The 25,478-nt window shown below is 57.3% G+C and carries 23 protein-coding genes and 1 pseudogene; 10 read left to right on the forward strand and 14 right to left on the reverse strand.

Translation table 11 applies throughout. From position 1 onward, the window contains the following. Window positions 1–570: 570 nt before the first annotated feature. Complete coding sequence (locus ACPRTJ_RS20730; RefSeq protein ID WP_100633734.1) at window positions 571–1,323, reverse strand: alpha/beta hydrolase family protein; 753 nt, start codon at window positions 1,321–1,323, stop codon at window positions 571–573. 553 nt (window positions 1,324–1,876) lie between these two features. Between ACPRTJ_RS20730 and ACPRTJ_RS20735 the strand changes: the two genes are divergently transcribed. Both ACPRTJ_RS20735 and ACPRTJ_RS20740 read left to right on the forward strand, forming a co-directional pair. Continuing rightward, window positions 1,877–2,248 (forward strand): histone-like nucleoid-structuring protein, MvaT/MvaU family, encoded by a 372-nt coding sequence (locus ACPRTJ_RS20735; RefSeq protein ID WP_100633735.1) that lies wholly within the window; start codon window positions 1,877–1,879, stop codon window positions 2,246–2,248. Between the two features lie 135 nt (window positions 2,249–2,383). After that, a protein-coding gene (locus tag ACPRTJ_RS20740; protein WP_100633737.1) for an IS5 family transposase occupies window positions 2,384–3,222 on the forward strand; the annotation gives its coding sequence in 2 pieces (ribosomal slippage) (window positions 2,384–2,732 and window positions 2,732–3,222; 840 coding nt in all). Window positions 3,223–3,400: 178 nt separating this feature from the next. Here ACPRTJ_RS20740 and ACPRTJ_RS20745 read toward each other — a convergent pair. The 4 genes and pseudogenes from ACPRTJ_RS20745 to ACPRTJ_RS20760 form a co-directional block, all read right to left on the reverse strand. Continuing rightward, a complete protein-coding gene (locus tag ACPRTJ_RS20745; protein ID WP_100633739.1) occupies window positions 3,401–4,024 on the reverse strand; it encodes an SLATT domain-containing protein in 624 nt (207 codons plus the stop codon). Next, a complete protein-coding gene (locus ACPRTJ_RS20750; protein WP_100634012.1) occupies window positions 4,021–5,334 on the reverse strand; it encodes an SMODS domain-containing nucleotidyltransferase in 1,314 nt (437 codons plus the stop codon). Before ACPRTJ_RS20750 ends, ACPRTJ_RS20745 begins: the two co-directional genes overlap by 4 nt. 1,242 nt (window positions 5,335–6,576) lie before the next feature. Next, window positions 6,577–7,435, reverse strand: a protein-coding gene (locus ACPRTJ_RS20755; protein ID WP_100633741.1) for an IS5 family transposase whose coding sequence is annotated in 2 segments (ribosomal slippage) — window positions 6,577–7,092 and window positions 7,094–7,435 — 858 coding nt in all. Because the reading frame shifts where the segments join, the coding sequence is not laid out codon by codon here. An 834-nt stretch (window positions 7,436–8,269) separates the two neighbouring features. Continuing rightward, a pseudogene (locus tag ACPRTJ_RS20760) lies at window positions 8,270–8,401 on the reverse strand (integrase); the annotation flags it as partial. Between the two features lie 604 nt (window positions 8,402–9,005). On the opposite strand from ACPRTJ_RS20760, the gene ACPRTJ_RS20765 reads away from it, so the two are divergent. Then, window positions 9,006–9,806 (forward strand): class I SAM-dependent methyltransferase, encoded by an 801-nt coding sequence (locus tag ACPRTJ_RS20765; RefSeq protein ID WP_043861030.1) that lies wholly within the window; start codon window positions 9,006–9,008, stop codon window positions 9,804–9,806. Window positions 9,807–10,671: 865 nt separating this feature from the next. Here ACPRTJ_RS20765 and ACPRTJ_RS20770 read toward each other — a convergent pair. The 4 genes from ACPRTJ_RS20770 to ACPRTJ_RS20785 all read right to left on the reverse strand — a co-directional run bounded on the left by ACPRTJ_RS20770 (window position 10,672) and on the right by ACPRTJ_RS20785 (window position 13,228). Then, window positions 10,672–10,971, reverse strand: coding sequence for a hypothetical protein (locus ACPRTJ_RS20770; protein ID WP_043861032.1), 300 nt, complete (start codon window positions 10,969–10,971; stop codon window positions 10,672–10,674). A gap of 300 nt (window positions 10,972–11,271) precedes the next feature. Next, entirely contained in the window at window positions 11,272–11,550 is a 279-nt protein-coding gene (locus ACPRTJ_RS20775; RefSeq protein ID WP_146095037.1) for a hypothetical protein, read from the reverse strand. Window positions 11,551–11,757: 207 nt separating this feature from the next. Then, a complete protein-coding gene (locus ACPRTJ_RS20780) occupies window positions 11,758–12,426 on the reverse strand; it encodes a GntR family transcriptional regulator (RefSeq protein ID WP_088515149.1) in 669 nt (222 codons plus the stop codon). 67 nt (window positions 12,427–12,493) lie between these two features. Continuing rightward, a complete protein-coding gene (locus tag ACPRTJ_RS20785) occupies window positions 12,494–13,228 on the reverse strand; it encodes an SDR family NAD(P)-dependent oxidoreductase (RefSeq protein WP_043861035.1) in 735 nt (244 codons plus the stop codon). A gap of 185 nt (window positions 13,229–13,413) precedes the next feature. Between ACPRTJ_RS20785 and ACPRTJ_RS20790 the strand changes: the two genes are divergently transcribed. Genes ACPRTJ_RS20790 through ACPRTJ_RS20800 form a run of 3 tightly spaced genes read left to right on the forward strand, consistent with a single transcriptional unit; the run spans window position 13,414 to window position 16,886 of the window. Next, the gene (locus ACPRTJ_RS20790; RefSeq protein ID WP_043861036.1) at window positions 13,414–14,445 is read left to right on the forward strand and encodes an ABC transporter substrate-binding protein; all 1,032 of its coding nucleotides are present in this window, start codon (window positions 13,414–13,416) and stop codon (window positions 14,443–14,445) included. Between the two features lie 57 nt (window positions 14,446–14,502). Then, window positions 14,503–15,570, forward strand: coding sequence for a phosphotransferase (locus ACPRTJ_RS20795; RefSeq protein ID WP_426427244.1), 1,068 nt, complete (start codon window positions 14,503–14,505; stop codon window positions 15,568–15,570). After that, complete coding sequence (locus tag ACPRTJ_RS20800; protein ID WP_426427245.1) at window positions 15,567–16,886, forward strand: aspartate aminotransferase family protein; 1,320 nt, start codon at window positions 15,567–15,569, stop codon at window positions 16,884–16,886. The genes ACPRTJ_RS20795 and ACPRTJ_RS20800 overlap by 4 nt, the downstream gene beginning before the upstream one ends. Before the next feature lie 21 nt (window positions 16,887–16,907). On the opposite strand, the gene ACPRTJ_RS20805 is transcribed toward ACPRTJ_RS20800, so the two are convergent. From ACPRTJ_RS20805 to ACPRTJ_RS20815, 3 genes are all read right to left on the reverse strand, one after another. After that, on the reverse strand, window positions 16,908–17,417 hold the full coding sequence (locus ACPRTJ_RS20805; protein WP_258659360.1) for a flavin reductase family protein: 510 nt from the start codon (window positions 17,415–17,417) through the stop codon (window positions 16,908–16,910). Between the two features lie 85 nt (window positions 17,418–17,502). After that, the gene (locus ACPRTJ_RS20810) at window positions 17,503–18,534 is read right to left on the reverse strand and encodes a methionine synthase (RefSeq protein WP_043861040.1); all 1,032 of its coding nucleotides are present in this window, start codon (window positions 18,532–18,534) and stop codon (window positions 17,503–17,505) included. 28 nt (window positions 18,535–18,562) lie between these two features. Continuing rightward, complete coding sequence (locus ACPRTJ_RS20815; protein WP_058541190.1) at window positions 18,563–19,546, reverse strand: DUF1852 domain-containing protein; 984 nt, start codon at window positions 19,544–19,546, stop codon at window positions 18,563–18,565. Between the two features lie 335 nt (window positions 19,547–19,881). On the opposite strand from ACPRTJ_RS20815, the gene ACPRTJ_RS20820 reads away from it, so the two are divergent. Beyond that, window positions 19,882–20,064 (forward strand): hypothetical protein, encoded by a 183-nt coding sequence (locus ACPRTJ_RS20820; protein ID WP_426427246.1) that lies wholly within the window; start codon window positions 19,882–19,884, stop codon window positions 20,062–20,064. A 90-nt stretch (window positions 20,065–20,154) separates the two neighbouring features. Here ACPRTJ_RS20820 and ACPRTJ_RS20825 read toward each other — a convergent pair whose 3' ends face one another. Continuing rightward, a complete protein-coding gene (locus tag ACPRTJ_RS20825) occupies window positions 20,155–20,619 on the reverse strand; it encodes a hypothetical protein (protein WP_235384191.1) in 465 nt (154 codons plus the stop codon). Between the two features lie 36 nt (window positions 20,620–20,655). Continuing rightward, window positions 20,656–21,843: an MFS transporter gene (locus tag ACPRTJ_RS20830; RefSeq protein ID WP_058541189.1), complete on the reverse strand. Its 1,188-nt coding sequence runs from the start codon at window positions 21,841–21,843 to the stop codon at window positions 20,656–20,658. A gap of 234 nt (window positions 21,844–22,077) precedes the next feature. Here ACPRTJ_RS20830 and ggt point away from each other — a divergent pair, with 234 nt between their 5' ends. The 3 genes from ggt (at window position 22,078) to ACPRTJ_RS20845 (ending at window position 25,452) form a co-directional block, all read left to right on the forward strand. Next, complete coding sequence (gene ggt, locus ACPRTJ_RS20835; protein WP_282362641.1) at window positions 22,078–23,856, forward strand: gamma-glutamyltransferase; 1,779 nt, start codon at window positions 22,078–22,080, stop codon at window positions 23,854–23,856. Window positions 23,857–23,932: 76 nt separating this feature from the next. Then, window positions 23,933–24,400: a YbaK/EbsC family protein gene (locus ACPRTJ_RS20840; protein ID WP_043861044.1), complete on the forward strand. Its 468-nt coding sequence runs from the start codon at window positions 23,933–23,935 to the stop codon at window positions 24,398–24,400. Between the two features lie 77 nt (window positions 24,401–24,477). Further along, window positions 24,478–25,452, forward strand: a complete 975-nt coding sequence (locus ACPRTJ_RS20845; protein WP_043861045.1) for a hypothetical protein — start codon at window positions 24,478–24,480, stop codon at window positions 25,450–25,452. Window positions 25,453–25,478: the final 26 nt, after the last annotated feature.

Consider the following 25,478-nt stretch of genomic DNA (forward strand, 5'->3'; position numbering starts at 1 on the left):
CGCAATCACTTGCGCCGAGCCTCTGTGTCTGGTCGGCTGGACTTGGCTTGATATCTGGCTTTCAGAAGCTTCCGGCGGTCACGGAGCGCTGTGGATGCTGAGCTACCTGTGCTTTCCTCACCCCTGCCGCTTAGCCGTTTCCCGCAGTGGATATGAGTGAGCCGATGCTGTACGTGATCGACTCGACTGGCGGAATTGGTCTGAAGGGGAGCTACGGCCATTCGTTAGGTGTCTAGGATGGCTTCACGATTGAGCTCGTCATTGGTGGCGGCAACAACACAGCCTTGCGACCGCTGAAGAGTAGGGTGCCAGCCCTATGCAGAATTCTCGCACCTACGCTAACGCTGGGATTAGGACGATTGCATTAGAGCTAACGCAAAAAACGCCACTAATATGATGAGAAATATCATAGACCAGGAACTGCTACTGGCACTCTCTTTCCCTTGTCGCTGTGCCGATTCACTATCGCAGCAGAGGGGAGTTTCTTTCCCTTGTTCCCTAGCCTTCTTTAGGGCCAAAATTGAGCAGTATCGCATAAGACAATTCCTTTAGATCGAGGCAGTAACACTGTTATAGATATCTAGAGCTCCAGGCGGCAATGCATGAGGCAACATACTCCGCATCTCGACTGTTAGTTAATAGATGGTCGGCGGAATCCAGTGAAATGAAGCTTTTAGGGTGTTTAGCTGCTTGGTAAATCTTCTGCGCTTGTTCTATCGATACGATGTTGTCCGTGGGGGAGTGAAAGACAAGAAGCGCACGTTTCAAGTTCGCAGCACTGTTATCCTGCTGGTGGCTCTCAATGTCGTCAAGAAACTGCTTTTTTATTGTGAATTGTCTATCTGCAAGCGTTACGCTGTACTCACCAATGTCTCTGATGGTTTCCACCTGACCTTTGAACTGTTTCATGACATGGGACGCATCGGCGGGAGCGCCGATTGTAACTACCCCCTTTGCCTCTGGAATGTGCTTGGCCGCTGCTATAACTGCGGCGCCGCCTAAACTGTGTCCAATCAAAAGGGATGGTGCCTGGTGGAAATTACGCAAATATTCTGTTGCAGCTACTAAGTCGGCAACATTAGAAGAGAAATTACTGTTGGAGAAATCTCCATCACTGCCACCAAGACCTGTGAAGTCAAATCGAAGCACAGCGATATTATTGTCTACCAACGCTTTGGCAATTCGGGCGGCTGCTTTTATATCTTTTCCACACGTGAAACAGTGCGCGAACAATGCGTAAGCTTTAGCTGACTGAGGCGCCTCAAGCAGACCTGAAAGGTTCATGCCCTGGGAATTTGGAAACGTAATTTTCTGTTTGGTCATGTTTAGCTCCGTAGGAAGCATTGGTCTTGGAGTAGGCTTGCTGAGAGTTTTGCGTGTGTGAATTGTCGCAAAGGTGGTAGGGAATTGAGGGTCGAACTCGAATGGATCGAAGCCTACCATCTAGTAGGTGTGCTTGCAATCGTGATTGACAGCCTCGATTTTTAGAGGGGGGCGAACTGGCACAGGGCTGCACGGTGCTAAGCACTGAGGGGGGGGACTGATCACCAGAGCGTGTTTTATACGTTACTATTGGAGCGCCCGGTTAAATGCCGAACTTCACGGACAGCGTCAGACCAATCTTGTCATTCGCGACGCTTTTTGTCAGTTAACGACTTTTCCGTCTGGTTGGACAAACCTATTGGTTGGAGGCATGCCGAGCATTCGCAATGCCTTGGCCGGTCTGGCCAAGGGGTTGTTGCCAAAGAAATTGACTGCCACATGGTGGCCTACACCCTTCACACGGCAGCTTCGGCCATCGTACTATTCGTGCAGTCTCACCAGGCTCTGCCTGAGGCTCAAAACGAGCCTAACCAATAATCTAAAAGGAACCGATATGTCTAGGCTCGCTGAATTCCGCGCCCTTGAACAACAGCTCGCTGCACAGTTGGCTGAGCTGGAAAGCTTGAAAAACGATGATGGTCTCAAACGCGAGATCGAATTTGAGAAAAAGCTTCGCAACTTATTGGGCGAGTACAATTATAGCTTGCGTAACGTTGTTGCCATCCTCGATCCTCAAGCCGCTTCTCGCCGGGCAGCTCCTATCGCAGTTGCTGAAAAAGGCAATCGCAAGCCGCGCCAGGTCAAGCAGTACAAAAACCCGCACACTGGTGAAGTCATCGAAACTAAAGGCGGCAATCACAAGCAGCTCAAAGAGTGGAAGGCTGAACACGGTGCCGAAGAGGTCGAATCCTGGTTGGCTAAGTAACACTGTTTGAGTACAAATCAGGGCCCTGCGGGGCCCTTTTTTATGGGATAGTGAAATCCAGAGAAACCCAATCGGCGTCCCTCAGAAGCTGATTTTTTGTAAGGTTTCCAACCATCTACGGAAAGGAATCCTGTGATGGCAAAGCGTTGCGAACTCTCGGATGAGGCTTGGGCTGTGATTGGTGATCTCTTCACCGAAACCCATGGCCGGGGGCGGCCCCGTCTGAGCGACCGCCTGATGCTAGATGGCGTGCTCTGGGTGCTCTGCTCAGGTGCTGCGTGGCGAGATATGCCGGAGCGCTTTGGCCCGTGGTCAACGGTGTATCAACGGTTTCGGGTTTGGCGAAACCAAGGCACGTTCGATCAGATGCTCATACGCTTGCACCTGAGGTTCAATGAGCAAGGTTTGATTGATCTACAGACCTGGATGATCGACTCAACTGCTGTACGCGCAACCCGAGCCTCATCAGGCGCCGGGAAAAAAGGGGGCCTGACGAGCCTGCCGATCACGCTCTAGACCGCAGTCGCGGTGGCTTGACAACCGACGCCAACGGGACACCGTTGCACTTCCTCCTCTCTGGCGGTCAGGCCAGTGACATCAGCTACGCCCAACCCCTGTTGGACGAGGTCAGCATTCTATTGAGCCAACGTGACCGCCCGCGTAAACGCTGTAAATGGTTACTTGCCGACAAGGGCTACGACGCCGAAGCGCTACGCCGTTATTGCGACAGATATCGAATGCAACCCGTCATCCCGCTGCGCTCGATGAAGCGCAACCCCAAGCCTGGCTTACCAAGGCTGTTTGATCGGCCCAAGTACCGACAGCGCAACATCATCGAGCGCATGTTTGGCTGGCTGAAAGAGAACCGACGCATCGTGACGCGCTTCGACAAGCTCGCGAAAAGCTATGCCGCTATGGTCTCGCTGGCTTGTTCCATGCGGTGTTTGCGACATCTCTTTTCGTACAGAACCTAGTGTTAAACTTGTCTACGCAGAATGTTCATTACGCTACATTTCCATTTGTTTCGCTTTCTGGTAATTCGATGTTCGCACTGAATGATCAGCAGGCCATTATTAGTTATCCAGTTGGTCAGTGAAATGATGATGTGAGGCCTGGTTGGAATCTAGGCCTCACATGAATGAGTGCTAGCTTTTAAGTTGGGCTGGTACATAAAGCGTAGCAAGATTGAATTATGTCAATTTTGCCTAGCGAGTAGCAGACAAGCATTCCTAATAGCAGGGCAAGTGCGACCCATCCTGTCAAAGGTATTTTGTCTCGCCAGAAGCTAAATTTCTTCTGCTCTTCTACCCAGTCGATTTGATACTGCCAGAAAAATTTGTAATGAGCGTACCAGTCGCTGAAAAGGATTTGCTTGCTAATCGAGTTGGAATAGTATTCGTTTTCGATTTCCATTAGCTGATTGTAATGTTCTTCGTTCTTCGAGTCGTCTTGGCTGTTTTGAGCGGTGCGATAAAGGTCGCGAAGCGAGTTGAAGTTTCTAGTAATCGATTTGGCTGCCTTTTCGTAGTCGCTCTTTTTAGAGTCGTAGAAAGATATGTACAGTCCTATTACGCCAAGCACAACTAGAGCTGCAGATATGTCTTTAGCCGAGAGGGAGTCATATACCAGGGCAAAAACACCCATGGCAGTCGAGAAGAAGCCGATGAATCCTGGCACCTTGTCGACTATGTCGTAGGTCGCCCAATGCTTCCTTCCGCCGAAACCTACGTTGTAGCCGGTTTCGGCGATGCATTTCAACAGCGCGTCTTTTTTCATACGGTCTCGCTGATAGGGACAAGGACTTGGTCGCGAGCTACAACGACACCGTTTTTGAGAACGTAGCATTCAACGAGATGGTCGCCTTTGAAAGTCGTTGACTCACTGACCTCATGCCTGCCGTAGTCATTGAAAATCTGCCCGCGAACGCAGTCACGCTTTTCGGCTTCCTCGCCAATATTAAGAACTTTCCACTTAATATCATACGGCTCTGGAACACTGTTCTTCGTGATGTGAAATTTCAAGTTCTTGCGAGCCCTGAGCGGCATTCCCATCGCGATAAGCTCGCTGAGCAGGCGCTCACGGAAGCCGTTTTGGATCACTTCGCAGTCGATGGTCAGTGGGTAGCGGATATCAACTGGAACTTGATCTTCAATCTGCTGCTCGGTGTCGCGGAAGCTGCGAGTATTGGTGATTAGGCTCTCCATGCCGGCTTTGGCCAAAAATACCCTCGTGCTCGGAAACTCAGGGCCAAAGACCTTTTTCCAGCGATCGCCCTCGTATTCCTTACCAGTTGCTTCAATGGCCTTCACGCACAAGTCATGGGCTTTTCCCGCAGATTTCTGAAACTTCTGTTTTACCTTCACGTGCTGACGGCTTCCCAGCGCAGCCCAGCGATCCTGATTGGGCAGTTTAGACGCATACCCGAAGAAGTCTCGAATCATGCAGTCGTGCCAAGAGAAGCTCTTGTCGGCATACAATGTAGTCGACTTCAGGAAATTATGCGCTAGGGTGTCGATTAGAAGTCCACCAATCCCGATCCCGTGCTTGTTCTTCCAGGCGCGGATCATTTTGCAGAGATAGCGAAGATTGCGGTTGTTCTCATCGTTGGTTGTTTTCGTAGCCTCGATTTCTTCTCGCGGCTTGGTGATCTTCCATGATCCACCATTGTAGGTGTCCGGGTACTTGAAGCTTCCGTCGGCCTGCTCGAAAACAGGTTGTACTTCCACGTGGAAGCTGGCGAACGTAACGCATACCACTAACCGATCAACGTAGATGTTTGTGTTAGGGTACCGTTTCAGTAGCGAATTTTTGACATCTGTCAAAAGGCTGAATTGACCTCCAGATTTATTGTATGTTTGCCAAGCAGATCCTGGCATGATGTACAGCATGTCGAGATCTGAGATGCCTTTGATAGCTGTCCACCGACCATAAGACCCAACCTGTAGGTTGTATCGTGTGCGAGATTCGAGATCGCGGAATCGCTTGTTCAGTGAAAGCGTAATTTCCTCGTACCTGGTCTCAATGGTCTCATGGTTGGTGATTTTGATATTGTCGAAGAACGTTTTGAAATTGGTAGCAGTCGACATCGTGGTCTCGGTTTTAATTGTCCATAACATAAAGGCCGGGCGCAATCGATTAGGCAGCCCTAAGCTGCTTTAAATAAAAATCCACAACGCAAATCGATAGCCGTCCTTCATACGAATCAAGAGAAGAACAAACTGCATTTAAAAGGGGGCAGCATCTTGGCGTGCCCCTGGAACTGTTTAGAAGTCGAAAGATAGCTGCCCTGGATGGCACCGGAAATGGGATGTCACATTCTCCCAGCGTCCAAACCGAAACCGGTGATAGGCATGCACGAATACTGTCTTACTACGAGGTCGGTTGCGGGGGCGGCGGCGGAGAAGGCTGAGCGAGCTCATTGGCCACCTCCCTTCCGACGCTTCACCCTTAACCGCCAAGCTTTCAGGCCGAAGGCGTCCAGCAGACGCTTGCCACTGCACCTGAAGCGGCAGTAGATGGACTCGAAATTTTCGTCGTTCGACTTCTCGTTCTGTGTATCCATACCGCACTCCTAATGAGTCGGTAGGCAGTAAGAAGCTCGGATAATTTTTATGACACAGCCCTTGACCGCTCAGCCCTTTCAGGCTTAAAACGATTGTGCCACTGCGGGCTGGTACGTATACTCCCGCGCCACCTCCTGTCCTAACCGACTTGGGCAAAAGCGATCTTCAGAGCCTAGTTTTCCAGACAAAATCTCTGTTGACCGCATCGAGACCTCTCTCACGTTGGCGCGTGGGAGGGGTTTTTTTTCGCCTGTACATCTGTACAGACGCCTTCATGTTACCACTTTTTCGTATGAGGGAAGTGCAACCGAACATGGCAAGAATTTTGTTCAAATCCGCTTCGCTCTAGACCGAACACAAGATATGCCAACTCCTGGGTAAAGTGCAAGGCGAGCACCTGTGGATAACTTGTGTTTTTTTTGGAGCGCCTGTGGGCTATTTCCGTTACGCGTAACGGCGAGTATGGGCTTTCCCCTTAAAGTGGACAAAAAATGATCGCTGTACGTTTTTTGTACAATCTAGCGCGTTAGAAATTTCTAGACTACTACATGTTGTGTTTCCAGCGGTGGCTTGAGCATATTTGCACAGCGCATTTCTGTGGATAAGTCGGTTTATAACCTGGCCGCCCTGTGCAGAAGTATGCTCTGAATACCTCTGGTTCTAGATGCCATTTCTGCCAAAAGGGACGGTTATTGAGTAGCTAATGACAGGAAAAATTATTCAGAATCCGTAGCTTTCCCTTCTGGTCGGGAAGAGGTCTTTGATTTAGGTTCTGTACGAAAAGAGATGTCGCAAACACCGCATGGAACAAGCCAGCGAGACCATAGCGGCATAGCTTTTCGCGAGCTTGTCGAAGTGCGTCACGATGCGTCGGTTCTCTTTCAGCCAGTCAAACATGCGCTCGATGATGTTGCGCTGTCGGTACTTGGGCCGATCAAACAGCCTTGGTAAGCCAGGCTTGGGTTTGCGCTTCATCGAGCGCAGCGGGATGACGGGTTGCATTCGATATCGGTCGCAATAACGGCGTAGCGCTTCGGCATCGTAGCCCTTGTCGGCAAGCAACCATTTACAGCGTTTACGCGGGCGGCCACGTTGGCTCAATGGAATGCTGACCTCGTCCAACAGGGGTTGGGCGTAGCTGATGTCACTGGCTTGACCGCCAGAGAGGAGGAAGCACAACGGTGTCCCGTTGGCGTCGCAGAGCATGTGGATTTTGGTTGTCAGGCCACCGCGACTGCGGCCTAGAGCGTGATCGGCAGGCTCGTCAGGCCCCCTTTTTTTTTCCGGCGCCTGATGAGGCTCGGGTTGCGCGTACAGCAGTTGAGTCGATCATCCAGGTCTGTAGATCAATCAAACCTTGCTCATTGAACCTCAGGTGCAAGCGTATGAGCATCTGATCGAACGTGCCTTGTTTTCGCCAAACCCGAAACCGTTGATACACCGTTGACCACGGGCCAAAGCGCTCCGGCATATCTCGCCACGCAGCACCTGAGCGGAGCACCCAGAGCACGCCATCGAGCATCAGGCGGTCGCTCAGGCGGGGCCGCCCCCGGCCATGGGTTTCGGTGAAGAGATCAGCAACCACAGCCCAAGCCTCATCCGAAAGTTCGTAACGCTTTGCCATCACAGGATTCCTTTCCGTAGATGGTTGGAAACCTTACAAAAAATCAGCTTCCGAGGGACGCCGATTAGGTTTCTCGGGATTTCGTACAGAGCCTAGCTTGATTTCAGCCCATGGCAGCCCCAATGAGTGCCCTGAGAGTGGGATCCTCGGCTGAGGAGGGGAGGATCTATAAGAAAGCCGTGACAAGACATCTCTCCCTGTTGTCTGGGGTGGGGGAGGGGTAGCCGGGTTGGTGGTTTAACCCCGATGGAGTCCACACTTAATGGATCGCGGCCTCAACCAACTGGGTGTAGCAGCCGAGAGCAGTACGTCTTATCGCGATGGAACGCTACTGAGAATAGATTAGGAGCGTTTCCTTTGAGAGGTGCGCGATTGGGCTGGCAACGAGGTGATGACCTGATGGGCAGATGTCCAGATGTCCAGCCAAGACCATCATCTCGCGCTCCGTTAATGCCGAGGGGCGCAGTCAAGCGTTTAGCCGTTCGGTAAGATGCAACACCCTAAGCTGCAACTAGTTGCGTCTTTCTGGGCGAGAAAATGAAAAAGCTTGAAAGGCCCGGTTTTATTGGGTTAAGCTTGTTTTCAAGGTGAGCAGTGAAAAGAGCGAACCACCCGTATAAGGGGGCTCTCCTTAGAGAAGGGTTCGAATCTCTACGCTTCCGCCACTTCTAAAGCCCTGATTATTCAGGGCTTTTTGCGTTTCTGAGGGTAGGGAAAAAGGCCTTGGAAACATACTTGGGAATTCTTTTCTTTCGCATTGTCCCCCCTATTGTTCATTCTGAGCCAGGATGATGCTGATCATGGCCACTAAACTGCGCTCTACTCCGTAACCTCAAGCAGGGCCCGCAGCTTTTTGTGTGTCTTCTGCTGCTTCACGCCCAGGGCAACGCCCTCGATGTAGTTCCTCCTCAGCACCCGCACGTCCGCAGGACGCTGTCCTGTCAGATACGCCAGATCCATGGACAGCATGGCTTGAAGCGTTATACCCAGTTTCATTCGGGCGTACTGGCTGCCAACCAATAGTCATCTGCTGCGGCGTTCGGTGAAGTGCCAATGGAGCTCTTCAAGCCAGCCGCGCTGGTAGCTACCTTCTAGCCGGTCAGCTCAGCCAGCTCGTTGTCCAGGAGTATTTCGATTTACGTGGGATAAGCCCCACGTCGCAAATGGTGGCGGAGGCGGGGAGGAGGTAGTCGCAGCTGAAGCTCGAACCGCTATCACTTGAGCTGGATGAGGTGCAGTTGGCGCTGGAGTAACCGCTGTGTGTGCGTATGATCTCGTAGCTGCCGACCTGGTTTCTATCTAGAGTCCATCTTGTATCCGAAATGTGATACTTGCATGAATCGGCTTGGGCAGTTATGTTCAAAAGTCTTCATTGAATTAATCTTGCATCGAGATTCTCCCGAAATGAATAATTAATGCGTATTTGCTTTTTGCGGATTTGCCAAAAGTCAAAGCACGTAATTGTTTGAGTTGATATGGCCTGTTACCTTGAATTGATCGATGGTGACGGCTAATAAAGCCTTCTTGCTTTACTGTTTGGCGTTGTTCTCTTCTGTAGGGATAAGTAACGATGACTGCCCGATTCTCCTCAAAAGATGTTTATGATCATAATCAGAATGTCTGGAACCGACTTGCTCGCGAAGGTTGTGATTGGTCGAAGCCAGTTTCTGCCGAAGTTATTCAAGCTGCTCGAAGAGGGGAGTGGAAAATACAACTTATCCCCGCAGAGCTCCCGACAGCGTGGCTTAACGATGTGCAAGGGAAGCGCATTTTGTGCCTAGCTGCTTCCGGAGGGCAGCAAGCCCCCGTGTTGGCGGCTGCGGGGGCTGAAGTGGTTGTGATGGATGCCTCTCGCGATCAGCTGGCATTGGATGATATGGTTGCAAAGCGAGACGATCTTTCTCTACGCACGGTCTTGGGAGATATGCAGGACTTGTCTGAATTTGATGATGAGTCATTTGACCTGATTTTTCATCCGATCTCGAATCTGTATGTGCCCGATATTCGTAAAGTATGGGCTGAATGTTATCGCGTACTCGGTAAGGGAGGAAAGCTGCTCAGCAGCTTTTACAATCCGGTAGTATTCATTTTCGACCGCTCTACTGACCTGGCTAAAAGCGGTTTGATGAAACCGCGCTTCACACTGCCTTACGCAGACATAACCGATCTGAATGCTGACGAAATTGAGGGTAAGATAGCGAGAGGTGAGGCATTCGTATTTGGTCACACGTTAGCGGAGCAAATAAGCGGGCAGCTGGAGGCGGGCTTGCTGCTAACAGGCTTCGAAGAAGCTTTTCAGCCGGTGCCCCGATTTCTGATCGACAACTACATGCCAACATTCATCGCAACGTGTTCCGTCAAGCCGGGGTAGCTTTTGTCTGGCCCCGCTAAAAGTGCGGAGCCAGCAACATCCGGTCTTTGCAATGACATTCGATACGTTCAAATCTCTCTGGCCACGCCCTTGGCCCTGATACCGAGGTCGTGGCACCTGCCTGTCTTCCGCAAGCTCCATGAGCTGCTCAGCGCACAGCGGTGCGTCGAGCATCTGGCGCGAGGCGGAATCATTGAATAGGGGTGATATGCTTTGCCGCTGACCAAACAGGGAGCGTGGCAATGGGGTGGAGAAGCAAGCTGGTAGCGCTCAGGCAGAGGTTCACGCGTCGGCAGCGGTTAGTTGTTGGTGGCGGCGTGTTTGTGGTCGCCCAAGTGGGCTCTTTCTCGTACCCGAGCCAATACTGGCTGTACCTGGTGATCTTCGGGGTTATCGTCCTGAGCAGCGCCTGGTCACCCGAACTGCACCGGAAGCGTTGATGCTCTGACGGGCAGCGTCGTCATTGAAGCACTCGCCAGCTCTTGGTAGGCCCGCTAATTGGTCTGGCTACGAGTGCCAGTCCGCCCGCACCGAACATCGCTGTCGAGGATGCTGGCCTCACTGTAAGCGATGACCCGGCGCACAACCAGTAGTGCTGCCTGGTAGATAGACACTTATTTTCTCTCTGAAAAAAGTTAGCCGCGCAAAATAATCGGGCTGTTTCGTGCACTATTTTTTCAAGGCGCTCAGGTGCGTGACGAGTGAACGACGATTGGCGGGTGGGCTGATCAGGGCCTAAAAAGAAAAACTTGCGAGCAGGCCATGGCGGCCTGCTGCAATAACAGTCAGGAGTAGCGAGTGCAATAGTGTTTTTTACTTTACAGCTTTTCTGGAGGGCTACTCTTTTTACGGTGCTTTCTGGCTTTTAAGATGCACTCCGGCAGCTTTCGCAGCGCCATCCCTTGTAACTTTCGGCTTTTTCAAGCGCTGCAACCAGATCACGACCGGCTATCGTGTTTTGGCAGTTGTTGTGTTTTTCGTTTGGTTTTCTCATCCCCTCGCATTGTTTCTTCAGGAAGGGGCTCACCACCGCCTGCTGCCTTGACGTAAGCGCTCTGAACCCCTTGTCTACGGCTAGCTGGGCGTAGCTTTGTACGCTCGGCTTTTCACCTTGGAATGCGTTCTGCGCGATAAGGGCCGAGAAAATCTCTCGCTCGATAGTCATTCGTTAATCCTTTATTCAACCAACAAGTTTGCTCATGTTTTTTATTATTCTGAGCAATGCGAAAGCATACGTTACCATCGGGTGAGGTTTTATTGAACTGGGTTTCCATCCAGCTATAAAAACGCACGGCTTCACATTTTTTGGTCAATAAAGGTTGGGTTCCTGGTATTTAAAATATTTCAATAGGTCATTGTTACAATTTATTTCTTGTTCAAAAAAAGTTTCGCTCTCACTTTAATGGGTTCGTGCACCGTGTAAGTTTCCTGCCTTTCCCGCTAAGTTTTACGGTGACGACACGCCTTATGAGTTTTTATGAAGTTCCGCGATTTCCTGTGCCGGGCTGCCACTGAGTGCGCAGCTCGTGGGGAGCACTCGCCCTGTCGATTTCAGTTGCAGGTCGTGCAGGTCCTTCGTCAGCCCCTGGTTCATCGCCACAAGCTTGGCAATGTTCCTGCGCGCCTTGCCCAGCTCTCGGGTCAGGTATTCGGCCTCATTCGTAATGAGCACCACCTGGTGCTTCCACATCTCCAGCTCAGTGGGCGCTCCGAAGCCGTCAAAGTCTTCAATGTCTTGGGTCATTTCCGCCACCATATGGGTACTGTTTGTATATACAGTAATCCAGTCGAGCGAGCGCGGCGAGCCGAGGCGACGAATTGCACGGGGAGGGGGATTTTTTCGGTCGGCAGGACGCCGGAACAGGGGTGAGAATCGGTTTCAGAACGCCAGCGGCGCCACTTGCAGCATGCGGCCTGTCGCATTCCGAGTTATCGCCAGCACCACGCCCCTTCAGTCATGCTCCATCTGAACATACTCCAGCATCTTCTGGCTCCCATCCAGAATGTCACTGCAGATCGCCAGGCGAGCCGCCGCACCATCGCGCTGCTTCAACGCCTCCAGCACATCCCAGTGATGATCAATCGCCATGCGCTCGTTGAACCCGCCGTAGGCCCGGGCAATCAGCGGCCCGGTACGCATCCACAACCCATCCAGCAGGCTGACCAGCACCGGCATATCGGCGATTTCCGCCAAACTGAAGTGAAACTCGTGGTTGAAGGTCAGCGCGGACCTCAAGTCATTGTCCTTGATCGCCACCAGGTTGTTCTGAATGCAGGTTTGCAGCCGCGCCACTTGCTCCTCGGTCGCCAGCGATGCAGCTGTTTCGGCCGCCAACCCCTCGAGCGAGAGCCGGATGCTCCTGATCTCCAGGTACTGCTTGGAAGTCAGTACCGGCACACGAATGTCCCGCGGTGTCTTCAGAACCAGCGCCTGCTCCTTTGCCAGTTGAAGAATCGCGTCCCGCACTGGTGTGACACTCGTACCCAGCTGTTCGGCAAGGTCGCGTATGCGCAGCCGGTCGTTAGGCTGGAAGCGCCCTGTAATCAGGGCTTCGCGCAGCAGGCCATAGATACCGCTGCCAAGGTAGGAGTGTTTCAGGTGCTCAATCGGATAATTCATCGCGTACTCGTGTGCGGCGCAGGCCCGGCGGGAGAGGGGAGGCTACCGGCAGCGATTATCGAGTAACTCAAACATGTTGCCCACCGTTTACATGGATTTCTGCGCCATTGACGTACGAAGCGCCCTGCGTGCAGAGAAAATGCACCAACGCCGCGACTTCCTCGGGCTTGCCCATGCGTTTCATCGGAATCGATCGCTCCACGATCAGCTCGGTGCCAGCGGACAGGATGGAGGTGTCGATCTCCCCCGGGGCGATCGCGTTCACCCGAACCCCATAGGGCCCGAAGTCATGCGCCATCTCGCGCGTCAGCGCCGACAGCGCCGCTTTGGAGCAGGCATACGCCACCCCTGCGAACGGGTGCACCCGCGAACCGGCAATGGAGGTGACGTTGATCACCGAGCCCTTTGCCGCCTTGAGCTCCTCGAACAACCCCCGTGCCAGCAGGGCCGTCGAGAAGATGTTCACGTTGAACACGTTCAGCCAGGTCGAGTAGTCGGACTCCAGCACCCCCAGTCGCTCCCCATCCGGGCCTTTGGGTGAAACGCCGGCGTTGTTGACCAACGCATCCAGCCGCCCCCCGAGTTTTTCCCGGATTTCCGGAAGCCTGCGCTGTATGTCCTCCACGCTCCCCAGGTCGAGGTGAATGTGGTTGGCGATGCCTTCGGCCCAGGGGCAGCCTTCGCCCAGGTCCTGCCTCGAGGCGGTAAACACGCGCCAACCCGCAGCACTGAAATGTTTCACGGTGGCGTGGCCGATGCCCCGGCTGGCACCGGTGAGAAGCAGCGTACGTTGATCGGTCATGGCGGGTTCCCTGTTCATTGGTGAGGGCAAGTGTAGCGTAAAATATGATGCATCATATTTATTATGTGTTTTAATGCGTCCCGTCCCCACCGGGGAAGCGTCACGTTCGATCGATTGCTGCCACTACAAGAAAACTGCCATCCCTTTAAAGCTGCCCACGACCCGTAGCTGACCTGGAGAGACGCATGAATAAGAAAATCGCAGCTGTACTTTTGCTCGCAACCATCGCAAGCCCGCTGTATGCCGCTGAAAAGCTGACCGTGGTGTCCTTCGGCGGCAACAACCGCCAGGCGCAGGAGAAGGCGTTCTACAAACCCTTCACCGCCCAGACCGGCGTGGCCATCACCGCCGACGACTACAACGGCGAAATGGCCAAGATCAAGGTGATGGCCGACACCGGCAAAACCAGCTGGGATGTGGTGGAGGTCGAATCGCCCGAGCTCATCCGTGGTTGCAGCGAAGGGGTGTTCGAACCGCTGGACTGGAGCCGGATAGGCAACAAGGAAGACTTCATTCCTGCGGCCGTCAGCGACTGTGGTGTCGGCATCTTCATCTGGTCCACCGTGCTGACCTACGACCCCAACAAACTCGCCTCCAGCCCGCAAGGCTGGGCCGACTTCTGGGACCTGAAGAAGTACCCCGGCAAGCGCGGCCTGCGCCGCGGCGCGAAGTTCACGCTGGAGTTCGCGCTGCTGGCCGATGGGGTAGACAACAAGGACCTCTACACGCTGCTGGGTACTGAAGAGGGTGTCAAACGTGCGTTCAAGAAGCTCGATGAAATCAAGTCCAGCATCCAGTGGTGGGACTCCGGCGCGCAGCCGCTGCAATGGCTGATCGCCGGTGACGTGGTCATGACCTCCGCCTACAACGGCCGTGTCACCTCTGCCCAGGAGGAAGGCCAGTCGTTTGCGATGCAATGGAATGGCAGCCTCTACGATCTCGATCACTGGGCCATCGTGAAAGGGGCGCCGAAAAAGGAACTGGCCGAGCGCTTCATCGCGTTCGCCAGCGAGCCCATGCAACAGAAGAACTTCGTCGAGGCCATCCCCTACGGGCCCAGCAACACCGGCGCGATGGACCTGCTGGACAAGCGCGTGGGCGAAAAACTGCCCACCGCCCCGCAAAACCTGAAAAACGCCCGTGCCACCGACGCCGAGTTCTGGATCGACCACGGTGAGGATCTGGAGGAACGCTTCAACGCCTGGGTCAACAAGTGATACATGGCGCCCCTGAAACCGGGGGCGCCATTCAAAGGCCGTATAAGGATGCGAGTCATGCCCCTTGAAAATCTGGCTGTCGATGACAGCCTGCTCGAAGCTGCTCCGGCACGGGTCACCGATGCGCAGGCGTGTGCAGTGCTGCGCCAGCAATTCGGTTTGACCGGCACGCTCGAAAAACTGGGCGGCGAGCGCGACCTCAATTTCCGCGTGATGCTTCAAGACGGCTCATCCCGGTTGTTCAAGCTCTCCCACCCGCTTGAAAACCCCGATGTGGTCGACTTCCACAACCAGGCGATGCGAAGAATCGAGCTTCGCGATCCCGGGCTTGCGGTTCAGCGCGTGCACCCCTCGCTTGAGGGCCAGTACGCCACCTTCGTCGAGATCGACGGGCAGCGCATGCTGGCGCGGCTGCTGTCCTTCGAAGATGGCATGCCCCTTCACTGCGTGAGTCACCCCACACCGACGTTTCGCCGGGTCATCGGGCAGTCCATCGCCCGGCTTGACGTGGCGCTGCAAGGGTTTGCCCACCCCGCCGCCGGGCATGCGCTGCTGTGGGACATGCAGCACGCCGCGCACCTTCGACCGCTGCTGGTGCACATCGAACCCGGCCCCGGACGAAGCCTGGTGCAGCGCAGCCTCGAGCAGTACGCGTCGGTGGTGGTGCCAAGCATCCCCGGGCTGCGCAAGCAGGTCATTCACAATGACACCAACCCGCACAACATCATCGTGGATGCCCACAACCCCGATGTGCTGCGCAGCATCCTCGATTTCGGTGACATGGTGCATGCGCCCCTGGTCAACGAGGTCGCGGTTGCCGCTTCCTACCACCTTGGGCAGGTGGGCGATGTACTGGAGCCGGCCCTGGATGTGATTGTCGGCTACCACCAGTGCAACCCCCTGAACCAGCAGGAGCTGGCGCTGCTGCCCGAGCTGCTGGCCACGCGCCTGGCGTTGGCCCTGTGCATCAACTCCTGGCGCGCCGAACTGCATCCGGACAATCGCCAGTACATCCTTCGAAACACCCAGCGTGCCTGGGCAAACCTGAAGGCACTGTCGGCGCTGTCTCGTGCTGAAACAGAAGACCGAATTGCTTCGGCCTGCCTGCGAGCAAATCGAGCATGAGCATGATCAACGGCTTCACGTCAGCCGACGCCACCCGGCTTTCGGCATCGCAGCGACGCCTGATCGAGCGCCGCGAGCGGCTACTGGGCCCGGCATACCGTCTGTTCTACGAGCGACCGCTGCACACCGTTCGAGGGGAGGGCGTATGGCTCTTCGACGAGCAGGGCCGTCGCTACCTGGACGCCTACAACAACGTTGCCTCCATCGGTCACTGCCATCCCCGGGTGGTCGAGGCGATGCATCGGCAGTCGCAGGTGCTGAACACGCACACCCGTTACCTGCAGGAGGGCATTCTCGACTATGCCGAGCAGTTGCTCGGTACCTTCACCGATGACCTGGATCGCGTCATGTTCACCTGCTCCGGGAGCGAGGCGAATGATCTGGCGCTGCGCATCGCCAGGCACTGCACCGGTGGCACTGGCGTCATCATCACCCGGTTCGCCTACCACGGCGTCACCGCAGACATCGCCGAGCTTTCACCATCGCTTGGCAGCGCCATGGTGCTCCCGGCGCATGTGCGCACCGTTCGCGCACCTGACGCTTACCGTCTGGGGGCCGAAAACGTGGCGTCGATGTTCGCCGCAGACGTGCGCGCCGCAATCGATGACCTCAAGGCGCACGGCATCCGCCCGGCGGCAATCCTGCTGGATGGCATCTTCTCCAGCGACGGCGTGCTGCCCGGGCCGGCGGGCTGTATCGCCGAGGGTGTGGCGCTGGCCCAGGCCGAAGGCCTGCTGTACATCGCCGATGAGGTACAGCCGGGTTTTGCGCGTACCGGCCTTAACATGTGGGGGTTTACCAGGCACGACGTGCGCCCGGACCTCGTCACCCTCGGCAAGCCCATGGGCAATGGCCAGCCCATTGCCGGCATCGTCGGGCGCTCCCAGGTGGTCGATCACTTCGGCAGGAGCATGCGCTACTTCAATACCTTTGGCGGCAACCCGGTCTCGTGTGCGGCAGGTCAGGCGGTGCTGGACGTCATCCGCGAAGAACACCTGCAGCAGAGGGCCCATCACATTGGCAGCTATCTGCTGGACGGCCTGACACGGCTTGCCCTGCGCCATCAAATGATCGGCGACGTCAGGGGGGCCGGCATGTTCCTTGGGGTTGAGCTAGTCACCGACCGCGCCACCAAGGCACCCGCAGCCAGGCAGGCCCGCCAGGTGGTCAACGCGATGCGCGAGCAGGGCGTACTGATCAGCGCCGCTGGTCCGCACCAGAACGTGCTCAAAATCCGTCCGCTGCTGGCGTTTACCCAAGAGCATGCGCAGATGCTTGTGGAAGCGGTCGATACCGCGATGCAAGGGGCTTGTTGAGAAGGCCAGGCCCCTGGTTCCTCAGCCTGCGCCGTGGGCGGCGAGGTTGCAGTATTGCCCCTTGAAGTACAGCAAGGGCTGTGTGGCGGCAGTTTGCTGCAGGTTCAGCGCCTTCACTTCGCCAATCACGATCAGGTGATCACCGGCGACGTGTTCGGCGTGGATCTCGCAATCGAGCCAGTGCAGGCTGCCGGCAATGATCGGGTTGCCCAGTGGCGATGCCTGCCATTGCACGCCCTGCCACTTGTCGGTACCTCGTCGGGCGAACTGATTGGAGATCCCGACCTGTTCACCGGACAGGATATTGACCGCGAAGCGGCCTGCCTGGCGGATCCTGGGGTAGCTGGCCGAACCGGCCATCACGCTGAACGACACCAGCGGCGGGCTCATCGACACGCTATAGAACGACTGGCAGGTAAAGCCGACCGGCTCCTTCTCGATCTGCGACGTGATCACCGTGATACCGGATGCGTAGTGCCCGAGCGCTTCGCGAAAGCGCAATGGCTCGATGGCAGTACTGGAACGTGACATGGTAGGTCCTGGCTGAAGGGGCGGGTCCAAAGGCGGCGGGGAGGGGGCAAGTCGCTCGATCAGCGCTGCAACCCCTCCTGCACCCTTATCGGTTCAAGAGCTCTCTGCGCACGATGTCCGCGCCGGCGCTCAAGGCGTTCAGCTTGCCGCGCGCCACCTCGCGGGGCAGAGGGGCCATGCCGCAGTTGGTGCACGGGTAGAGCTTGTCGGCGTCCACGAACTGCAGCGCTTTGCGCAGGGTGTTGGCCACTTCCTCGGGGGTTTCGATGGCGTGGTTCGCCACATCGATGGCCCCCACCATCACTTTCTTGCCGCGAATCAGCTCGATCAGGTCCATCGGGACATGGGAGTTGTGGCACTCCAGCGAGATGATATCGATGCCGGATTTCTGCAGCTTGGGGAAGGCTTCCTCATATTGGCGCCACTCCGAGCCCAGCGTCTTTTTCCAGTCGGTATTGGCCTTGATGCCGTAGCCGTAGCAAATATGCACGGCCGTTTCACATTTGAGCCCTTCGATCGCCCGTTCCAGGGTGGCCACGCCCCAGTCATTCACCTCGTCGAAGAACACGTTGAAGGCAGGCTCGTCGAACTGGATGATGTCCACGCCCGCCGCCTCCAGCTCTCGGGCTTCCTGATTGAGGATCTTGGCAAATTCCCAAGCCAGCTTTTCCCGGCTTTTGTAGTGGCTGTCATACAGCGTGTCGATCATGGTCATGGGGCCGGGCAGGGCCCATTTGATAGGCTGGCTGGTCTGCTGGCGCAGAAACCTGGCATCTTCGACAAACACCGGTTTTTGCCTGGCAACAGCACCCACAACGGTCGGCACGCTTGCGTCATAGCGGTCACGAATTCTGACGGTTTCGCGCTTCTCGAAATCCACTCCGCTCAGGTGCTCGATAAAGGTGGTAACGAAATGCTGGCGGGTCTGTTCGCCGTCGCTGACGATATCAATGCCTGCGTGTTGCTGTTCCTGCAGGGCCAGGCGCAAGGCATCCTGCTTGCCTTCGAGCAGTTCCTCGCCGTGCAGCTTCCAGGGCGACCAGAGCGTCTCGGGTTGTGCAAGCCAGGACGGTTTGGGCAGGCTGCCCGCAGTGGAGGTGGGTAGCAGTTTTTTCACGATAGATGACCTTGTATGTTCTGAATGATCAAAGCGCGTATTGGGCGGACCACTGCTCAAGCACGGTCTGGTAGGGCTTGATGAAGTGCTCTTCGACAAACCTGCCCTGTTCGATGGCCAACTGACTGCGCTCTTCTCGATCGTAGACAATGCGGGTCAACGAGTAATCCTGGTGATTCAAGCTCGGCTGATAGGATCGACCTGCTGCTGAATTCGCGTTGTAGATTTCAGGGCGATAGATCTTCTGGAAGGTATCCATCGTGCTGATGGTGCTGATCAGTTCAAGGTTGGTGTAATCCCCAAGCAGGTCCCCAGCAAAGTAGAACGCCAGCGGTGCCACGCTGTTGGCAGGCATGAAGTAGCGAACCTTCAGGCCCATCTTCCGGAAGTACTCATCGGTCAGGGAATATTCGTCCTGCTGGTATTCGGTGCCCAATACCGGGTGCTGGTTTTCGGTGCGCTGATAGGTCTTGCTGCTGGAAACACTCAGGCAGATGACCGGTGGTTTTTTGAAGTGTTCTTTATAAGTGCTCGAGTTCACGAAATGCTTGAACAGCTTGCCGTGCAGCTCGCCGAAATCATCCGGCGTGCTGAACCCCTGCTGGTTCTTGTTGTGCCCCAGCAACAGCACGCTGAAGTCATAATCGCGCACGTACGAGGAGAAGTTGTTGCCTACGATACCCTCGATGCGTTCGCTTGTTTTGCGATCCACAATGGTGGTCTGCAATATTTCAATCAGCGGCAGGGCGGTGTCCCTGTGCTCGGCATCCATGTTCATTTCCACGGAAATGATTTCAAGTTCGACGTTGTAGCGGTCGCCTTTCGGGTTGTCCCAGTGCGCCAGGGCGTTGAAACGATTGTCGATCATCGTCAGGGTATTGCGCAGGTTCTCCTGGCGACGCTGCCCCCTCGCCAGGTTTGCGAAGTTGGTGGTCGTGCGGGTGTTTTCAGCGGGGCGATAATGTTCGTCGAAACGAATACGCTTGATCGAGAATGTAAATGCTGTGCTCATTTTAATCGGGTGCCCTGATGGTCCGAGATAAAAACCGAATCTACATTTTCCCTCTTCGGCAAGTTTGATTCGTTGCAGGTTTTTTTGCTCGGGCGTCTTGAAGTGTTCCTTAATTGGGGCGTATTTTATGTCCGGGCATCGAACGAGTTAAATTGAATTGATTTCATGGGAACGTTAGCCACCCTCATGATGCTCATCTGCAGGGCTTGTGATTATTATTTTCCGCCTTGGCCAATAAGCGGCAGGTTCGCTTTTTCAAGATGCGCGCAGGCCATGGTGACCATTGAGGCCTCAAGGCGCTGGAGGCCATGGCGTCACTTGTTGCGGATATATAAATGAAACCACTGATCACGGCCCTTGCGCTGTTCATCCTCGCCGGCTGTACCTCCAGCGGCGCTCCCGCGGCTGAGCAGCAAACCCGGGAATGCATGAACTATCACGCCATGATGACTGCGCCCATGGCGCCCGATGCCATGCAGCGCCTCAAGGCTGCATGCGAACAGTCCAGGCTTCGATAACGGCCTAGGCTCTGTACGAAAAGCCTTGATACTCGGTGATGCTGCGTTGAAAACAGCCTGACCTTCGTCTCAAGACTTTTCATACAGACCCTAGTCCCAGGCCATCACCACGCCTTCCAGCCGGCGAAATTCATCCAGTGTGCGGTGGAATTCGGCGCGTTCAAAGGTGGCGGTGCAAGCGGCCTCGAACCAGCTGACGCGGGGCTGCTCCAGGGTGATCACCTCGTGCAGCAGGCCGAAGCGCCGCCAGTGGATGTGGTCCTCATGGGCGTGTTGCTCCACGACGATGACCGTGCAGCTAAGGTCCAGGTCATCGGAGCACACCAGCAGCGGCACCAGGGTGGTCCACCCAGGGGCAGTGGAGTAGCTGCGGTCCCACACCAGTTCATTATCGTCTTCGCCGTAGAGGCCGGCATGCGCTGCCACCAGATGAAGCTGTGCAGCGGGGTCTCGTGTTGGCAGCCAGACTTCCAGCGGCGCGCCATCGATGGCGAAGGTCGAGTAGAAGCCCTGGCTGTACTTCGATTTGAAGCTGGCGATTGAAAGCTGGTTCACGTTGGTTTCTTTCCTTTGGCAAAACCTGGCAGGCCCTCAGTGCCCGCCCTTCATCCGCCGCGCTACCAGGTAGATCCCCAACCCCACCAGCGCAGTCGCCGCGCCAATGTAGCCGGTACTGGTCCAGCCGAACCCCGCAGTAATCGCCATGCCGCCAAACCATGGCCCCAGCGCATTGGCCAGGTTGAACGCCGCATGGTTCGATGCCGCCGCCAGGCTCGGCGCTTCATGTGCAATGTCCATCAGGCGAATCTGCAAGGGGGCGGCCAGTGCGATCATGGTGCCGACCAGCCCGCAGCCCAGCAGCACGCCCCACGGCGAACTGGCCGCGAAGGGGAACAGGCTCAGCACGAGAATCGACCATACCAGCACCAACCCCACCGCGCGAAACTGCAGGCGGTCGAACAGCTTGCCGCCCGCGATGTTGCCGATGATGCCGCCCACCCCGAACGCCGCCAGCCCGAATGGAATCCACTGTGGCGACACCTTGGTCACCTGCAGCATGGTCGGCGCCAGGTAACTGAACACGCAGAACATGCCGGCAAAACCGATCGAGGCGATGGCCAGCGCCATCCACACCTGCGGCAGGCGAAACGCCTGGAGCTCCTTGCGCGGGTCGCTGCGCACTTCATCGTGACGCTGCGGCACGTAGCGCCACACCAGCCCGATGGTGCACAGCGCAATCGCGCCCACCAGCACGAACGCCGCACGCCAGCCGAAGAACTGCCCCAGGAAGGTCGCCACCGGGTTGCCCAGCAGCATCGCCAGGGTGAGCCCCATCATCACCCGTGCCACCGCGCCCGCGCGCTGGTCGGTGGCCACCATGCTCGAGGCCACCACCGCCGCGATGCCGAAGTAGGCGCCGTGGGGCAGGCCGCTGATAAAGCGAAACGCCACCAGCCCGGCGAAGGAGGGCGCGAAGGCCGTGGCCAGGTTGCCGATTGCATACAGCGCCATCAGCAACAGCAGCATGTGCTTGCGCAGCAGCTTGGCGCCCAGAATCGCCAGGGCCGGCGCACCCACCATCACGCCCAGGGCATAGGCGCTGATGGCATGGCCCACCTGGGGCTCGCTCAGGTGCAGGTTGCTGGCAATGTCGGGCATCAGCCCCATGATCGCGAACTCGCCGGTACCGATGGCAAAACTTCCCAGGGCCATGGCGGCTTCCATCTTGCCGACGGTGGCTCTGGAATAGGCGAGTGGCGGCGCTTGCTGAATGGTCATCTGAATCCTTGAAACAAACTGAAACGTTAAAGCGGGAAGCTTAATCAATCTGCACCCTACGCGTCGAGAATCAGGGCACGCGCATTGGAATCGCCGCACAAGGCGCGGTGAGTACCGGGCCTGCTCGCGTCAATCACGCTACCATTGCCCGCGTTCCCCAAACGCCCAATGGAGTTGGTCTTGACCGGTTACCCAACCACCCGCAAACACCTGATGCACGCCCTCGGCTTCTCGATGGCAGCGTTGCTGCTCGGCGCCTGCACCAGCGCAACCCCGCCTGCGCCATCCAGCACCGCCTTGCCCGCCGCCCCGGAAATCGCCTCGGGCTACCGCGCAGGCATGGCCCCCGTACAGGCACAGCACCATATGGCCGCGGCAGCCAACCCCCTGGCAAGCGCCGCCGGCCAGGCGATGTTGCGCAAGGGCGGGTCTGCGATCGATGCCGCCATTGCCATGCAGGCGGTGTTGACCCTGGTGGAGCCGCAGTCCAGCGGCATCGGCGGCGGCGCCTTCATCCTGTACTGGGATGGCAAGCAGGTGCAGGCGTTCGATGGGCGGGAGACGGCGCCCCAAGGGGCCGACAGCCGCCTGTTCCTGAAGCCGGACGGCACGCCGATGGGATTCAAGGACGCCCAGATCGGCGGTCGCTCGGTGGGCGTGCCCGGTGTGCTCAGGGCCCTGGAGATGGCGCACCAGCAACACGGCAAGCTGCCCTGGCGCGCCCTGTTCCAGCCGGCCATCGATTTGGCCCGCGACGGCTTCCCCGTGTCTGCGCGGCTGCACGCCCTGATTGCCGCCTCCACCTCGATACCGCAGTCGCCTGCACTGGCCCGCTACCTGCTCACGCCCCAGGGCCAGCCCTTGCCCGTGGGCACGCTGCTGAAGAACCCCGAGCTGGCGCAAACCCTGGAGGCCATCGCCAACCAGGGCCCGGACGCCTTCTACCACGGGCCCATCGCCGAGGCGATGGTGCAGCAGGTCAGTACCCACAGTAACCCCGGCACGTTGTCGCTGAGCGACATTGCAGGCTATCGGGCCAAGGTGCGCGCGCCGGTATGCGGGCCGTACAAGCAGTGGACGGTCTGCGGCATGCCGCCACCGTCGTCCGGTGGCGTCGCGGTACTGCAGACGCTGGGCATTCTGGAGGCGCTGCAGCACCAGAAACCGGCACTGGACCTGGCCGCGATGGCGCCCGAAAAAGCTCGCCCCGGGGGCGTCATGCAACCCTCCGCCCAGGCCGTGCACCTGATTGCCGAAGCCGAGCGCCTGGCCTATGCCGACCGCGCCCTGTACCTGGCCGACAGCGACCAGGTGCCGGTCAATGTGCCCGGGCTCACCAGCAAGGCGTACCTGGCCCAGCGCGCCACGCTGATCGGTGATCGGAGCATGGGCGTCGCCACTGCCGGTGTGCCGCCCGGCATGCCCCTGGCGTGGGCGCCTGACCGCTCGCCATTGCGCATTTCCACCTCGCAGATCGTCGCGGTGGACGATCAGGGCGGCGCGCTGTCGATGACCACCTCGGTCGAGGCGGCGTTCGGCTCTCATGTGCTGGTCAAGGGCTTTCTGCTCAACAACCAGATGACCGACTTTTCGTTCATCCCCGAGGAGAACGGCAAGCCGGTGGCCAACCGCATCGCACCGGGCAAGCGGCCGCGCTCCTCGATGGCGCCGACCCTGGTGTTCGACCAGGCCAGCGGCCAGCTGGTGGCCGCCCTCGGCTCGCCCGGCGGCTCGCAGATCATCGAGTACGTGAACAAGGCGCTGATCGGCTTGCTGGACTGGAAGCTCGACCCGCAGCAGGCCGTCGACCTGCCCAACTTCGGCAGCCGCAACGTCGGCACCGAAGTGGAGGCCGGGCTGGTCGGCCCCGCCCTGATCGAGCAGCTCAAGGCCCGCGGGCATGCGGTATCGCCCATCGAGATGACCAGCGGCACGCAGGTCATCGTGCGTGATGGGCAGGGCTGGTCGGCCGGTGCCGACCCACGTCGCGAGGGCGTCGCGTTGGGCGACTGAGTTTTTTGCCTGCCCAAGCTGGTAGGGTACGCAACGGTATCCCGCCAGGGCTGTTTTTTCAGAGGATCAAGCGAAGATGAGTCTGCAGTCAGTCAAAGCGTTTTTCTCCCACCATTCACCCGACCTGCAGGTGCTGGAACTGGCGTCCAGCACCGCCACCGTCGCCCTGGCCGCCGAGGCGCTGGCGGTCGAGCCGGGGCAGATCGCCAAATCGCTCTCGCTGCGCGTGGGCGAGGAGGTGATCGTGCTGGTGGTACGCGGCGATGCGCGCCTGTGCAACCGCAAGTACAAGCAGCAGTTCGGCGTCAAGGCACGCATGCTCGAGGCCGAGCAGGTCGAGCAGCACACCGGCCACCCCATCGGCGGCGTGTGCCCCTTCGGCCTGAGCCAGCCGCTGCGGGTGTACTGCGACGAGTCGCTGAAGGACTTCGAGGTGGTCTTCCCCGCCGGCGGTGCGGTCAATGCGGCGGTGCGCATCGAGCCCGAGCGCCTGGCCACCCTGGTCAACGCGCAGTGGGTCGACGTGATCCAGCCACTGGCCTGAAGTCGCCAGGCGCGCGGTGGTGGCGCCGGGCGCGATTACCCTCTATAAAAACCGCTCCATTATCTAAGGAGCGGTGCATGGAAATCTCGGCTTTGTCTATCGGTGTCGATATCGCCACCAGCGTGGCGATCGTCGGCTCGGCGGTCACCTTCATGCTCAACCAGCGCCGTCAAAACAAGACCGAAGCGGTGATGAAGCTTCACGAGCAGGTGCGCACCATCTCCATCCAGCAACTGCAGGAAGAGCTCGAAACCCTGTCCCGCCAGTTCACCCACCAGATCATCGCGCCCACCCAGAAGATCATTCACATGGCGCACCTGTCGCGTCGCCTGAGGGAGCAGGACGCGTCGCCCGCCAGAATGCGCGAAATGCTGGTCGACAGTGATCGCTTCCAGGAAACCCAGGCCAGCATAGCCGAACTGATCGAACAGACCCGCCTGTTCGTCAAGGAAGTGCACGCGGCCAAGTACCGTATCTTTCCGGTGCTGTTCAACCTGCATGAAGGCAACGCGCTGATCCAGGAATACCGCGAGTGCAGCGATGCGCTGCTGCAGGCAAGCAACCAGCTTGGCCCGCGACACACCTCGCTGATGCAGGAGACGCTGGCCTTCACCCAGGCGCTGCAGGCGTCCGGGCAACACATCGAGCAGTTGAAGGTTCAGTGGGCGCAAATGGCCTTCAGCATCGCGAAGGACGAAGAATACCGGGCCTGGGTCGACCTGTTCATCGAGGACGGCCAGGAAGACGCCTACTGGCAGGCCATCAACGGCTCGGACATCGAGCTCAAGCGCGACCTGTGCAGCACCGTTGCCGTACGCATCATGCACATGCTCGAGCATGATCCGGGGCGTGCCGCCAGCACCCAGATCAGCATGGTGCACAAGCCGGCCATCGCCTTGACCACCCAGGCCAAGCGCCTGCTGGTACTGCTGTCGGCGTCCATCGCCTGGCTCAGTTGCAAGGCCGAAGATCGCACCAGCGATACCATGGAGCACCTCAAGGCCGCCTTTGCGTCCGACCAGATGCTGGCGCTGGATTCCGAACTGTATTGAGGGCAACGGCGGGCAGGCCGACTTGC

Origin of the sequence: Pseudomonas palmensis, assembly GCF_049942755.1 — a bacterium.
In the GTDB taxonomy this organism is placed as follows: Bacteria; Pseudomonadota; Gammaproteobacteria; order Pseudomonadales; family Pseudomonadaceae; genus Aquipseudomonas; species Aquipseudomonas palmensis.

Bases quoted from the DNA above. Each gene is read 5' to 3' on its own strand.
- ACPRTJ_RS20750 (WP_100634012.1), bottom strand. From the start codon at position 5,334: ATGTCGACTGCTACCAATTTCAAAACGTTCTTCGACAATATCAAAATC.
- ACPRTJ_RS20805 (WP_258659360.1), bottom strand. From the start codon at position 17,417: ATGTCACGTTCCAGTACTGCCATCGAGCCATTGCGCTTTCGCGAAGCG.
- ACPRTJ_RS20800 (WP_426427245.1), top strand. From the start codon at position 15,567: ATGAGCATGATCAACGGCTTCACGTCAGCCGACGCCACCCGGCTTTCG.
- ACPRTJ_RS20830 (WP_058541189.1), bottom strand. From the start codon at position 21,843: ATGACCATTCAGCAAGCGCCGCCACTCGCCTATTCCAGAGCCACCGTC.
- ACPRTJ_RS20815 (WP_058541190.1), bottom strand. From the start codon at position 19,546: ATGAGCACAGCATTTACATTCTCGATCAAGCGTATTCGTTTCGACGAA.
- ACPRTJ_RS20765 (WP_043861030.1), top strand. From the start codon at position 9,006: ATGACTGCCCGATTCTCCTCAAAAGATGTTTATGATCATAATCAGAAT.
- ACPRTJ_RS20770 (WP_043861032.1), bottom strand. From the start codon at position 10,971: ATGACTATCGAGCGAGAGATTTTCTCGGCCCTTATCGCGCAGAACGCA.
- ACPRTJ_RS20790 (WP_043861036.1), top strand. From the start codon at position 13,414: ATGAATAAGAAAATCGCAGCTGTACTTTTGCTCGCAACCATCGCAAGC.
- ACPRTJ_RS20775 (WP_146095037.1), bottom strand. From the start codon at position 11,550: ATGACCCAAGACATTGAAGACTTTGACGGCTTCGGAGCGCCCACTGAG.
- ACPRTJ_RS20845 (WP_043861045.1), top strand. From the start codon at position 24,478: ATGGAAATCTCGGCTTTGTCTATCGGTGTCGATATCGCCACCAGCGTG.
- ACPRTJ_RS20780 (WP_088515149.1), bottom strand. From the start codon at position 12,426: ATGAATTATCCGATTGAGCACCTGAAACACTCCTACCTTGGCAGCGGT.
- ACPRTJ_RS20730 (WP_100633734.1), bottom strand. From the start codon at position 1,323: ATGACCAAACAGAAAATTACGTTTCCAAATTCCCAGGGCATGAACCTT.
- ACPRTJ_RS20745 (WP_100633739.1), bottom strand. From the start codon at position 4,024: ATGAAAAAAGACGCGCTGTTGAAATGCATCGCCGAAACCGGCTACAAC.
- ACPRTJ_RS20795 (WP_426427244.1), top strand. From the start codon at position 14,503: ATGCCCCTTGAAAATCTGGCTGTCGATGACAGCCTGCTCGAAGCTGCT.
- ggt (WP_282362641.1), top strand. From the start codon at position 22,078: ATGGCAGCGTTGCTGCTCGGCGCCTGCACCAGCGCAACCCCGCCTGCG.
- ACPRTJ_RS20735 (WP_100633735.1), top strand. From the start codon at position 1,877: ATGTCTAGGCTCGCTGAATTCCGCGCCCTTGAACAACAGCTCGCTGCA.
- ACPRTJ_RS20840 (WP_043861044.1), top strand. From the start codon at position 23,933: ATGAGTCTGCAGTCAGTCAAAGCGTTTTTCTCCCACCATTCACCCGAC.
- ACPRTJ_RS20820 (WP_426427246.1), top strand. From the start codon at position 19,882: ATGAAACCACTGATCACGGCCCTTGCGCTGTTCATCCTCGCCGGCTGT.
- ACPRTJ_RS20785 (WP_043861035.1), bottom strand. From the start codon at position 13,228: ATGACCGATCAACGTACGCTGCTTCTCACCGGTGCCAGCCGGGGCATC.